This is a genomic window from Bacteroidia bacterium (assembly GCA_033391075.1).
GTDB lineage: Bacteria > Bacteroidota > Bacteroidia > J057 > J057 > JAWPMV01.
Genome location: JAWPMV010000001.1, coordinates 2,001,657 through 2,014,721 on the forward strand (window position 1 = coordinate 2,001,657; position 13,065 = coordinate 2,014,721).

At 41.6% G+C, this 13,065-nt stretch carries 10 protein-coding genes; 4 read left to right on the top strand and 6 right to left on the bottom strand.

Annotation, left to right across the window (positions count from 1 at the left end; all coding sequences use genetic code 11):
- Nucleotide 1: 1 nt before the first annotated feature.
- On the bottom strand, nt 2-1,243 hold the full coding sequence (locus R8P61_08115; GenBank protein ID MDW3647012.1) for a hypothetical protein: 1,242 nt from the start codon (nt 1,241-1,243) through the stop codon (nt 2-4).
- Nucleotides 1,244-1,570: 327 nt separating this feature from the next.
- Nucleotides 1,571-2,821 carry an outer membrane protein transport protein gene (locus tag R8P61_08120; GenBank protein MDW3647013.1) on the bottom strand — a complete coding sequence of 417 codons (1,251 nt, stop codon included), beginning with the start codon at nt 2,819-2,821 and terminating at the stop codon, nt 1,571-1,573.
- A gap of 57 nt (nt 2,822-2,878) precedes the next feature.
- On the opposite strand from R8P61_08120, the gene R8P61_08125 reads away from it, so the two are divergent.
- A complete protein-coding gene (locus tag R8P61_08125) occupies nt 2,879-3,658 on the top strand; it encodes a glycosyltransferase family 2 protein (GenBank protein MDW3647014.1) in 780 nt (259 codons plus the stop codon).
- A gap of 49 nt (nt 3,659-3,707) precedes the next feature.
- Nucleotides 3,708-5,378, top strand: coding sequence for a DUF3352 domain-containing protein (locus tag R8P61_08130; GenBank protein ID MDW3647015.1), 1,671 nt, complete (start codon nt 3,708-3,710; stop codon nt 5,376-5,378).
- A gap of 65 nt (nt 5,379-5,443) precedes the next feature.
- Here the strand turns inward: R8P61_08130 and R8P61_08135 are convergent, their stop codons facing one another.
- The 4 genes from R8P61_08135 to rnhA all read right to left on the bottom strand — a co-directional run bounded on the left by R8P61_08135 (nt 5,444) and on the right by rnhA (nt 10,363).
- A complete protein-coding gene (locus R8P61_08135; GenBank protein ID MDW3647016.1) occupies nt 5,444-5,971 on the bottom strand; it encodes a hypothetical protein in 528 nt (175 codons plus the stop codon).
- 140 nt (nt 5,972-6,111) lie between these two features.
- Nucleotides 6,112-7,329: a peptidoglycan DD-metalloendopeptidase family protein gene (locus tag R8P61_08140; GenBank protein MDW3647017.1), complete on the bottom strand. Its 1,218-nt coding sequence runs from the start codon at nt 7,327-7,329 to the stop codon at nt 6,112-6,114.
- Nucleotides 7,330-7,451: 122 nt separating this feature from the next.
- Nucleotides 7,452-9,848, bottom strand: a complete 2,397-nt coding sequence (locus R8P61_08145; protein MDW3647018.1) for a choice-of-anchor B family protein — start codon at nt 9,846-9,848, stop codon at nt 7,452-7,454.
- Nucleotides 9,849-9,904: 56 nt separating this feature from the next.
- Nucleotides 9,905-10,363: a ribonuclease HI gene (rnhA, locus tag R8P61_08150; protein ID MDW3647019.1), complete on the bottom strand. Its 459-nt coding sequence runs from the start codon at nt 10,361-10,363 to the stop codon at nt 9,905-9,907.
- An 83-nt stretch (nt 10,364-10,446) separates the two neighbouring features.
- On the opposite strand from rnhA, the gene R8P61_08155 reads away from it, so the two are divergent.
- Together R8P61_08155 and R8P61_08160 are read left to right on the top strand one after the other, a co-directional pair.
- Nucleotides 10,447-11,370 carry a septal ring lytic transglycosylase RlpA family protein gene (locus R8P61_08155; protein MDW3647020.1) on the top strand — a complete coding sequence of 308 codons (924 nt, stop codon included), beginning with the start codon at nt 10,447-10,449 and terminating at the stop codon, nt 11,368-11,370.
- 23 nt (nt 11,371-11,393) lie between these two features.
- Complete coding sequence (locus tag R8P61_08160; GenBank protein ID MDW3647021.1) at nt 11,394-12,962, top strand: hypothetical protein; 1,569 nt, start codon at nt 11,394-11,396, stop codon at nt 12,960-12,962.
- The last annotated feature ends 103 nt before the right edge of the window (nt 12,963-13,065 follow it).

A 13,065-nucleotide genomic window follows, 5' to 3' on the forward strand; every position in this document is an offset into this window, starting at 1 on the left:
ATCAGGGGAAAACTACGCCAGAGTAACTGATCACATTGACAGGGGAAATAATAGCCCCAAAGTCTTCCATTCCATTTATCGCTTTGACAAATTCATTGGTCAGTAAGGCATTTCCTCTGGGAGTGAGGTATAGTCCATCCAGGGAAAAGAACCCGCCAGAAAGGTATTCTGTACTGATATCGAGTCCATCTTCTATTAGACCGATCGTAAGGCCTTGCACTAGCACATCTACCCGAGCAATAGCTACTCTATCCTCTGGATAGGTATTATTCAGGTCCATTACCAAAGAATCGATCCCGACATTATATTCACTGATTACTTCCTTCAATTCTCTAACCTCATCACTATCCAGCACCAGAGCTTCGGGTATCGGACTCTCATTAGAGAGGCCATACTGATTACCTGAAGGAGTTTGTTGGCCTATCAGATAAGAAGTCGGGAGAAGTATCCTGTCCGTTTCACGAGCCGTTCTAATGCTTCCTGTACGGGTTTGTATATAAACAGACCTTGTCGTGATATTGCAATTTGTTTGGTCTCTCCAAAGCGGGCCTATGCTTGTGAAAAAAGGAAACTCGCTGATATCTGGTATCTTTCCAACTACTCCCCGTGTTATATCCGGATTGGCCAAAAATGCTGTACGCAAAAGTTTAGCATATACATTGATGAAGTCAGCACTTGGGATCAAGGGGAAATTGGGATCAGCTCCTCCGCGCATGGCATAGTCCAGAAGATCCCGGCTTCCTAGATATAAGGTAAAGAAGGTCAGCGAACTTTTTTCAATAAGATCCAGATAGGATTCAGTAGAATCTTGCCTTAGCAATTGGAAAAAGGCATTATTGAGTTGTGGATTTTCAACCCCTGAAAGTCTAAGTCTGGGGACACTTAGGTTATTGACTTCTGTATTGTCAAAATTTTCTTCCCAATTACTTTCTGCTTCAATCCCTATTAGTACAGGTTCAATTTCCTGATCCGTACAAACGGGGATTCGTACTTCTTCCAACTGATAATAACCCGAACCATTTCCTTCCAGAAGTTCCGTTCGGAAATCTGCAATGAAGGTTGCCTGGTTGAACTGATTGACGAGAAGTTCGGGAAAACTACTTAGCTGTCCTGCAGAATGCAGGCCAATATTACTGTTGGGATCGAAGATATCGGTATTGCCGAATCCAGCACTATATCCATCTCCTATGGCAACGTAATTATCAAGCCTTAGCACACCCGTCTGTGCGGTGGGTGCTACCAAATTTTGCTTACAAGCTCCCCAAAATAAAGAGCTAAGTAAAATAAGGCACAAAATGATGCTTGAGTAAAAATTTCTCATTCAATAATATCTCCGTTTCCTCTTGTGTGTATAACTAACGATTCGAATCTGAAATTCGCACCGCAAAACAATTAAATTCTTCTGGTTTCTCAAATCTATTTTAACATCTATTGCCCAAATATTTAATGATACTTAAACAAAAAGGCTCACTTGTTAAAAAGCTGTCAAGAAAACCAGCGCTCTTTCACTAATAATATCGAATATGTATTGCAAAGCGTTTGCCATCCTTTCAGAAATAATTCAATTTTTTTAGAAAAGGTAGCCTATGCCTATGCCAAGACTGGAAGTCGTAGATAAATATTTGCCAGCAAAGCCCGCTTCAATGAAGGAGGAAGTTCTTTCTCCGGTAAAATCATAGGTATAAGAAATATCTACATTGAATTTCTGTAAAACCCGATAGCCCAGACCCAGGCTGAAACCAATCCGATCAGCATCCGGAAATTCAGGAGTAACATATTGACTGGGTACGGGAGAACCATCGTAATAAATTCCTCCTCTTAGCAAGAATGACTCACTAAGGGCGTATTCCCCTCCTAATCGGAGGCTTACACTGTTTGTATAGTTGCGAGTTGGGAAGCTGCTTACAAGATCAGGATCCTCCAATACCAGATCGAGGCTATCAAATACCTGCCATCCGGTAAAAATGAGGTCGATTGCAAATTGGGTTCTTTCGTCGGGTTTATAGCCCAGGCCTATTGATAAAACCCGGGGGAGGGTAAATTCTGTTCGAAAATTTTGATCTGGAAAAGCTTCTTCCAGGGAAGGGGGAACTGTAAATTGGGTAAGGCCCTCTTCAATTTCGATATTCATGGCGGTGCGATAACTGACTCCCAGACTTACTTCTTTGGTTGCCTGGGCAAACAGGCCAATATTGAAACCCTGAGCAATGCCCGATCCTGTAAACTGGACAGAACCTTCGCCAATATCTGTATTAAAGGCCTTTCTGCTTAGTAAATTGACTATGCCGTAGGTAAAACCTGCTCCGATACCGATATTTTCTGAGAGTTGGTAGCTAATGGTCGGCTGGAGGAAAAAGGTATTCATGGAAAATTCTCTCGAGATATTCTTTCCAAGCCAGTCATCTGCCCATTTTACTGTTCCTCCAAAGGGGTTATTCAGGCTTACCCCAAAACTGAAATTCTCAAAGGCAGTTCCTTCCTTTCCATTAAAACCTGCATAGAGGTAAATCGGTGTGATTACAAATCTTTCTGTTGAATCAAGATAATCACTGGGGGGCGCTTCTAAAAAGATGGTTCTTGGTGCCAATACATTGCTACCCAGCATGACGCCTCCCTGATAATTGAGTGCAAGTGCACCAGGATTGAAAAACACACTGCTTGCATCCAGAGCGAGTCCTACTCCCGCATTCGCCATCCCTGTTTGTCTTTGTCCCTGATAATTGATCTGTAATCCTCCAGCATACATAAAATAAGGGGAGAATAGGAGGCCAAAAAGAATAGGAACAGATTTCTTAATCAAGAGCAAATAATGGCTTAACATGTGAATTTTGCGTCTAGTTTGAAATATCAGTAATTTGCCCGCCAGTTACAAATACCTATGGTTAGGGGAAAAAAAGTTGTCGTAGTGATGCCGGCATATAATGCCGAAAAGACCCTGGAAGTTACCTTTCAGGAGATACCGCAAGATCTTGTGGATGAAGTTATTCTTGTTGATGATAAAAGCAGTGACCAAACTGCTAAGAAAGCAGAAGAACTTGGAATACAAAAGGTAATAATTCATCCCCGAAATCGAGGATATGGGGGCAATCAGAAAACCTGCTATCAGGCGGCACTTGAGTCTGGAGCAGATGTGGTAGTGATGCTACATCCCGATTACCAGTATACTCCCAAACTGCTGGAAGCTATGATCTATCCCATTGCAAATGGGTTATTTCCGGTAATGTTGGGTTCCCGAATTTTAGGTACAGGAGCTTTGAAGGGAGGAATGCCGATGTATAAATACATTGCTAATCGATTCCTGACAGCCTTTCAAAATATCCTGATGGGGCAAAAATTAGCAGAGTACCATACCGGATACCGGGCTTTCTCCAAAGAAATCCTCAACTCCCTGCCATTAGAAGAAAATAGCGATGACTTTGTATTTGATAATGAAATGCTGGGGCAGATTGCCTATGCAGGCTTTATCATAGGAGAAGTAACTTGTCCTACCAAATATTTCAAAGACGCTTCTTCCATCAATTTCAAGCGGAGTGTAAAATACGGATTAGGAGTATTGCGGGTATCGATTTTGTTTAGACTCAATCGCTGGGGATTGGTGAAATCGAAGATTTTCGACCTCGAAAATGGAGAAAAACTTCCTCAGGCTTTACACGCCTAGGCATTTTCCCCGTATATTATAGACACACACCCGAATTAATGCTAGACTCATGAAGCGCGCGCTCAGAATCTTACTGCTCCTGATATTGCTGGCTCTTGCTGCGGTGGGAGGATATTTCTTTATAGAAACCGACAATACCCAGGAAGAACTCTTCGCTTTTGTCCCAACGGATTTTATTTATGCCATCGAATCAAATGAACCGGTAAAAGACTGGCAGAATTTGAGTAAAACCGAGATTTGGCAATTCCTGAAGGGAAGCCCCTATTTCGCTGAAGTAAGTGAGAATGCAGACTATCTGGATTCCTTACTCAATGCAAATTCTACCCTGGTCGATTTTGTGGAATTGGGAAATATGGTCATCTCTTCTCATATGATTTCTCGTCAGGACTATGATTTTGTGATCCTGGTAGATTTGCTGGGGAAAGGTCGGAAACTTACTAAGCTGGATCCGGTTATGGTTAAGCTCTTTGAAAGCCTGGAATACCAGGTGAGTAAAGAGAATTACATAAATAATCCCATCTATAATCTCTATGATACCAAGACCAAAGAGACCTTGTCGATTTCGGTAGTGGCCAATGTAATGATCGCTTCTTACACCAAAAACCTGGTGAAGAAAGCCATCATGCAGTCCGGAAATCCCAGTATCACTACGAATCAGGATTTCTTTACAGTACGAGAGAATACGGACCGGGATGATCTCTATACCATGTACCTCAATTATAGCAATTTCAATAGCTTTATTGGGGCCTTTACAACCGAAATCCCGGAATTGATGGCTGACTTTCAGGAAGTTCTGGCCTTTTCCGGTTTTGACCTTCATTTAGATGATGAGTCTGCAGAATTTGAAGGCTATACCAAACAGCTGGATTCTGCTCAATCTTACCTCAATGTTTATAAAGAAGTAGGGCAGGGGAGAATCAATGCTCATAAAGTCTTGCCTGCTACAACTGCTATGTATAGCAGCATTGGCTTCGATGATTTTTCGGAATTGTATCGCCGTTATGTTGATTATTCTTCCGCTACCGATCCGGAGGCATATGAAGAAATGCAGAAGAATATCCGTAGAGTAGAGAAGCTGTTGAAAATCAATTTTGAGGAAGATTTTTTTTCCTGGATGACTGAAGAAGTCTCAACGGCTGTGGTTCCGGTTCCGGATAGAAATAATCAATACAGTTACTTGGCTTTGATGCATTTTGATGATTATGAACTGGCAAAGGAAAAGCTGGAATACCTCATGAAGCAGGTAAAAAAGAGAACTCCGGTCAAATTCAAGGTTCATGAGTACCGAGGCTATGAAATTAATTATCTCGCCTTAAAAGGCTTCTTTAAACTGTTCTTCAAACGGCTGTTTTCTCGTATAGAGCAGCCTCACTTTACTGTCATAGATGAATATGTGGTATTCTCCAATGATACAACTTCCTTGCAGTATGTGATACAGTCTTATCTGGAGCAAAATACCCTTGATGAGAATGATAACTTCCAGGTATTCTGGGACAATTTCGAAAGCAAGGCCAATATTCATACCTATTTGCAGACAGAGCCTCTCTTCAATTTTGTTAAAAGTAATCTGGATTATGAAGCGCGAAAGGATATTGAGGAAGATAAGCCCTATGTCATGAGTTTCCCTCAATTGGGTTTCCAGATGTATCCGGGCGAAGGCATGTACAAGACTTATATGTATGGAGAACACAAATCTGTGCAAGAGGAAGAAATTCCCTAAAACATATAGAAAGAATACATTAAGAAAAGGCTACAATCCTGGATTGTAGCCTTTTCTTATTTTGTTCATTCCTTTATGCTGATCTGATCTTCAAACAGATCGATCTCATAGTAATAATCTTGTTTCGAAATCATGGGGCCAAATTTCCGACTGACCGAGGTAAAGGTCAGGGTTTTGCTTTTGGCATGTTCGATAATAAAGAGTTTGATAACCCGACTGTCAGTAATAACTGTATGGCAGGTAACATTCTCATTGTTTATTTCTTTGATTTCCTCTGAGCCGGTAACCTGCATATATTCCAGGCATTTTCTCTCGACATTCTTCGCCGATTTTTTGTCTGAATAATTGCGGGTTACAGAAGTAGCGTATAGTTGGCCTTTTTCAAAGACATACTCTACATGCTTATCTTCTTCAAGAACAGCACGCAGGCTACTCATTTTTTGATCTTCTATGATGTCACTGACATAGTCTCTGGAATTCAAAAAATCCCGGACTTCAGCCTTGCTTTGACCGAATGGAATGAATAAATGATTCTGGCTATAAGCCTGGTAAAAGAAGAGCAAGGAAATAATGAGACAGTATAGATGTTTCATGAGCACTTGCTAATTGGTCTGAATTTGCAAGAGAAACACAATGTCTGGCAGGCTTACATGCTTGCCATTTCCTATTGAATGACAAAAATAAGGCCCATGCCTTTAGAATAAAAATGAAAGCGACTCTTTTCGGGAAATACTTAGTAGGATGATAAGAGCTGCTTATCCAGAGCTGAAAGGGGAATACGTGCTAAACGTAAGATCAAATTTTCCTTGAATAATTCAAAATCTTTACGCTCGCTTTCCTCTATGGTGTTGTCTTCCTCTTCTAAAGAAAGCTCTGATCGGTCTACACTCTTGTTTTTACGGAGAAAGTTTAAGGTGATTTTATTTTCACCTACATAACCAATTAAATCTCCTTGCTTGATTCGATTTCCTTTTTTGAGGCCCTTGGCAAGTCTGGCAAGCTGGCCGTATTGAGTGGAATAGGGATAGGTATGTCTTATGCTTAATTGATAAGCAGAATTTTTTCGAATTTTTGTGATCACGCCACCACCCAGGGCATAAACCGGACTGCCTGCCGGAGCTTCGTACTTTGCTTCTTTTTGATCGGATTTTAGTCCTTTGCTCCCTTTTTTGAAATTATAACGAACGGGTGCTTGAAGGAAAGTGGTTTTTACATTGTTGCCGTGCTGATCGAAGTAGGAAAAATCATTTCCTTCTCCAAAACGGAAGGCATAATAATCTTCTCCATCATGATGGAACTGCGCTGCAAGAATTTGGGTAATCCCCAGCGAGGCATCATCTACATATTCTTCTTTATAGATTACTTTGAAATAGTCGCCTTTTTCCAAATGAAAAAGATCTACTGACCAGGCAAAGACATCTTCCAGCATTCGGGCCAGTTGCTGATCCATCTTTTGCTCAGTGATGGTCTCATAGAGAGAATTTTGGATCACTCCTGCCAATTCCTTTTCCTCTGCATCCGTTTTATTTCTACCCTCATATATCTTGACGCTGTCTCTGAGGTCAAAAACGACATAATCGGCTGGATTCTTTTCATATATAAAATAGTCTACCTGCTGATCCTCATTTTTCAGCAGAGTAAAGGCATTACCTGCACGCATTCTTCTTACGTCAAAGATATGCTCGGACTTTTTGGCCAGTTTATCTATGGTTTCAGGCGCCACATTATGGGCACTAAGAATATCCGTGAGGAATTGATTTTCTTCAAAATTTGCTTGAACAATGGTACGAGAATCCATCTCAATCCCATATTGATTTTGGGACATCCTTTTGAGGCTGGGAGCCGGTAGTCTACCTATGCTGGCTTTGGGATCATTTTTTTGTGGAGAGTCGCAAGCTGATACCAGAAAGAGGAAGCATAATGAGAGCAGGAAGGAGCCAGTTCTTATCACTAATTTAATTATTTTTTCTTTGGAAATTTTGATTTGCTTAAAAGGCACTTAAAGGTAGAAAAAATTATCCACACCTAAAAGATAAAATGTGGATAAGTTTGAGAAAATCAAGCAATACTGCTTTATTTCAATATTTTCTTTGAAGCAATCCTACGTCCGCTTTTCAAAATTTGTGCCAGATACAAACCCGATGGCCAGGGGAATTCAAACTGGTATTGTTCTCTTCCTTCGTTTAATTTTTGTTCATAAATCTTTCTTCCCTGGATATCGCGAATTTCGAAGCTAAGCTCTCCTCTTGCATCCGCTTGAATCTCAGAAATATCTATAAAGAGCTGCTCGCTAACCGGGTTGGGATACAACTTGAAAGAAATGGAAGGTAATTCCGGGTCGATAGGAGTGGTATTACTTTCGACTACCCTGAATCCATCGAGTCCAGCTTCAACTGCATCCTGATTATCATCTTCGAAATCCTGGGTATAAAGCAAGAATTTGACAGCTGTATTCTGCAGGTCGAAATACTTTTGGAAAAAGAATCGACTCTCTTCTGTCCAGGTGGTATCAAAGGGACCAGTATAGCGCTTGATTTCTATAGTATCTATCCCATCAGTTATGGAGGCAGAGAGAAAGTCATTGCCCGGCTGATTTCTTGTACCTTGTCTCAGGGACCAATTGACAAACCAGTAATGATAATTGATAACGGGTTCATTGTATTCACTCAAATCCATCCAGGGAGAACTCAGCAGGACATAACCATTATCAACGTCATAGCCAAAAGCCCCGTCATCCTGATTATCAGTTACGAAAGCCTGATCTCCGATATCTGTATCCAGATCAAATTCGGGCGCATAAATGTTCCCGTTTCTATAGGTTCCATCCGGCTCAGCGATTTCCCAATCACCTTTGGAAGCTGTGCTGCTTGTTTCCCATCCAAAATCAAGGGAAAAGTCATCATAAAAACCTTTCTCCAGAAAAAAAGTGATGCTGGTATCATTTTCAGATGGCTCAATAAATGCCTCTTGTGTGATATAGCCCCATTTGCCAACTATGAGTTGATAGGGATTGATCACAAGTCTTGACTCTTGCAATAGACCATTGGGATCTGTCAGATAATTGAACTTCGTTTGACTTCCGTCTGCAATGGCCAGGACTTTCGCTTCGGGGATCAGATTTCCACTTTCCAGTTCCCTCACTTCCACGGTGAGATTTATTCTGTTTAGGGAGATAAGGTCAACATCCCTGATTGTTAATACCCCATTGCTTAAGGCCACGCTTATTGTGTCCGCTTCATAGCCAAATTTTGAAAAGGCGACTTCATAGGTTCCACTTAGCCCAATACCAGTAGCATAGCTACCGTCATCCTGACTTCTGTCTTGTATCTCTTCTCCAATAATTTCGATCTCAACATCATCCAGTACAACTCCACTAACCAAATCTCTTACGGTGCCTTCCAGATAACAGCCCCTTACATAGGTAGGAGAAAGAACAAACAATCCGTTTTCAATATCTGAAGCCAAAATGAGTCCTGAAGGCAGGAAGGGATAAGCTCCCCAACTTCCATTAAATCCGCCATTGGCGAGGGTATCAGAAGTGTCATAATAGCCCACTTCGATCAGGTTATTGGGACGACTGGCATCCGCAATATGTATCCCATCTCGATAATAAGAACTGATGAGGTAATCATTGCGCACATGAACATTATGAGGAGCAGCCGAACCCCCACTTAAGGAGGAGCGAATGCGATCGATTTCTTCTATCTTCCCCGGATCAGAAACATCCCATGCCCGTACATATGCTCCGCCGTACTCATCTGTTGTAAAGACCACATTGGAGGCATCATTCAACCAGGTATTGTGGGTGAAAGCCCCCTGGTAGCCGGTTTGGCCAATTAATTCAGGTTGAGATTTGTCAGACAGGTCTACAATGCTGAGTCTCCGATCTGATATCTCTGCAGTATAGGCAATGCTATTTCTTACGTAAACATCATGCACGTATCTCAGGGTATATGCTCCCCTGAAAATGGGATTCCAGGGGTCTGTGGTCAAATCGAAGATGACCATTCCTCCATTAAAATTATCCGTACCCGTTACATAAAGATATCCTTCATCCACATAGAGATTATGTGCTGTGTTGATGGAAGCCAGCATGGTATCTTTGTAAGTTACTTCTCCCGGCAAATTGCTCAGGTCAATGATCCGAATTCCATCTCCGGTTTCATTGCTCACAAAGGCAAAATTATCGTGGGTTTTTAAGTCTCTCCAGGCAGATCGTACTCCCGGGAGGAAGTCTCGCTCTACAGGATTGGAAGGGTCAGAGAGATCGACTATGGAGACGCCATTCCTTAGCCCGACAAGCGCATACTCATTTCCTGTATCATCAACGTATCCCCAGATGTCATTGAGTTTCTCTGTATAGTTGATCTGAGAAACAAAACTCAGGTTTTGATTAGCTGCTTGTGAGAGTGCGTGAATGTAGACGATTAACCATAGACCAAGGAAAATGAATGTCTTTTTCAATGGCATGTTGTAATCAGGCTTTTATTTAGGTGTAACGGAATGTAGAACTCCCTAAGGCGAAATTAGTTCTTACTGAGTTCGTAAGCTTCATCTATATGATCCGGTGCTTGTTTTGCAGCTGTTGTTGCCAAGAGATCGCAGCGTTCATTTTCCGGTATGCCTGCATGTCCTTTAACCCATTGTAGGCTTACCCTGTGTTTACGATAAACCCTAAGAAATCGAATCCAGAGATCAGGATTCTTTTTGTCCTTGAATCCCTTTTTTTCCCAGTTAAAAAGCCAACCCTGCGTAACAGCCTGTTGCACATATTTTGAATCTGTATAAATCAATACTTCAACCCCATCTTTCTTAAGCGCTTCCAGTGCTACAATTACTGCCAACAATTCCATACGATTATTGGTTGTTTTTCGAAAACCCTGTGCAATTTCTTTCCTGTGTTTGCCATATTTCATGACTACTCCAAATCCTCCGGGACCGGGATTTCCAAGGGCTGCACCGTCTGTATAAACAATTACTTTCATTATTTTGCAAGATAGGCATTTTATTTGTTCTGGTATGTTTAGGAAATGAAACATCAAATCGGTAAAACCTACTATCTAGAGATATGAAAAACTCATCAAACACAGTAAAAACAGCATTTTTCCTATTGAATGCAGTAGCATTCCTGTTCATTCTTTCTGCTTCAACTCCCGTCTATGGTCAAAATCAGACCGGAATAGGTACCTATTATGCGGATAAATATCACGGTCGTAAGACTGCGAGTGGTGAAATTTATGATAAATATGATTTCACAGCTGCACATCAGACTCTGCCTTTTGGTACCTGGGTGCGTGTGACTCGTTTAGACAATGGTCGGGTGGTAAATGTGAAGGTCAATGATAGAGGTCCCTGGACAAAAGGGCGAATAATAGATCTGTCCCGAGCAGCTGCAGAGTCTTTGGATATGATAAGAAGTGGAGAAGTTAGGGTAAGGGTTGAAGTGATTTCCGGGAACGAGAATTCAGGGGATATAGTAATAGAAGATATTCCTCCCAAACCAGAAGCAAATCCGAATAGAGACCTCAATTCTCTACCTTTAGTTGACTATAACGGAAAACCGGCCAACGGAAATAGCCGATATACCGTAATAGAGGAAGAAGATTTGGCAGATTATAGAGAAGAGTCAAGAGAATATAGAGAAGAAGCGAGGGAAGAAATTCCTGAAATTGAAGAGGAAGTGGTGAATCCTGATATTGCAAAATACACCCCCCAGCTTTTTAGCTTCAAGGCCTTTAAGGCACAGGCAGAAGGATTTGGGGTACAAGTGGGAGCTTTCTTTAATTTTTATAGATTGCTGGAAGCTTTGGATGATTTGAAGAGAAAGGGAATTGAAGACACATTGGTACAAAGCAGCAGTAAGGACGGAAAGTCGATGTTCAGGATTATTGTGGGGCCTTATGCAAATAGAGCAGATGCGAATTTAGCGAGAAAGAACCTAGCTAAGAAAAAGTACAAAGGAATCACCGTTAACCTCGCTGAGCTATATTGATAACGAGAACGAAGATGTTATAGATGAAGCTAACTCACGCTTATTTCATTCTGATTTTAACCTTGCCTGCTTGCCTATTGGGTCAGGGCTCCGACTTCATCATGGGGGATCTGAACCAGGTTACGGGAACAAGAATTGTAGAGCCGGAAAAGAAATTTCCTGTTCACTCTGCAGTTCAGGTTTACAGTGATGGAACTTACTTGAGTGTAGCTATAAAAGTCATCGATCCCAGTATAAATAATGACCCGAATCCTGCTTATGCAGATCGGGTCGATGTTTGGCTCGCCTTACCGGAATTTGCCTTTCCCAAAAGCTATCAATATGGCTTTCACCCTCGACTGTTATCTGCACCAGCAGTAAGAGAAAGAGGTATGGATACAGGTGTTAACCGACTCTTTAGTCTAAATGAAGAATCTGCTGCGAATCTGACAGCCAGAGGTTTTACCCGGAATTTCAATTATCCCGACCGGGAGGAAATTCGTGATAAAAATCTCAATCTCCCATATCCCGGAAGTTTCCGAGAGGTACTTATGCCCTTTGGCATCACGCAATTCAGTTTCTTTAGAGACGGGCGTGATCCAATTCATGCAAATGAATATGTCTTACGTGATTTGGAGGATCACCTGGGACGCAAACTTTCGCCCCTGACAGATGGAGTCCGTTATACCTCAGACCCTACAGAAAGGGAAGATGGGTATATCATCAACATTGAATTTTCTATTGAGGCTTTTGGCTTTGTCATCTTACCGGAGATGCAAGGAATCAACCTGATGGTTGATGTGGTAAATGCCAATCCCGGGCAAAGAGGGAGAATCGTAAACTCTACCGCAAATACACGTAGCATTCATCCCCTCAACTTCCAGTACGTATCTTTCCAAAGGCCTATAAAGACTAATTATACAGATCTCTCGGATGAAGTTTTTACAGAGAATGATTTCTACCCTCTCATGTGGTACAGTGAAAATGATTGGGAAGGATTTGGGATAGATGTAGATGGTCTGGTCATGGAAAATGGCCAATTGAGTGAGGACCTTCTGGAGGTCAAAGTCTATGAGCAAAGCTTGCTCTTCGAAAATTTTGAATTTGAAGGCTATGAAATAGACTTGATCAAAACCAATCTTGACTTTGTCAATCGAGTCGGAGTTGAAAAAGACATCATTAGAGCCAATGGCCAAAATATCATTGCCGAAAAAGTCCGAAGAAATAACAGAGGATTGAAAGCTGAGATTGAGGACCGATGGTTCCTATTTGAAGACGGTACCCTCGGCTTGATTTATGAAGAAAGCATTCCCCGCCACTCCTTCGGCTGGGGAAATTGCGGAAGCTGCCGAATAGAAACTATCAATATCACCCGCATATCTGAGGCGGCCGTTTGGGACATCCTGGAAATCGAACAGGAAGAAGGATCGAATGGCTATTGCCAAATCAAAGATTTAAGCTACCAAAACTTCTATGTATCCAATTTTGACTGGGTAGATGAAGGAAGTCGATTGATCCTGAGACTCAAACACAGAAGCACGCGTGAGAAAAAACGTGTTGAAGTCAGCTGGGATGAATACGGTACCTCATTGGAGGTGAAAGAGCTGGAGTAGCGGCCTTTTCCAATACTATTAGAAGGGAACAAAAATGTGCAGGGCGTTTTTGTTCTGCAATCCTAATATTTGGTATTTCTGAATATTTTTAATATACTGGTTA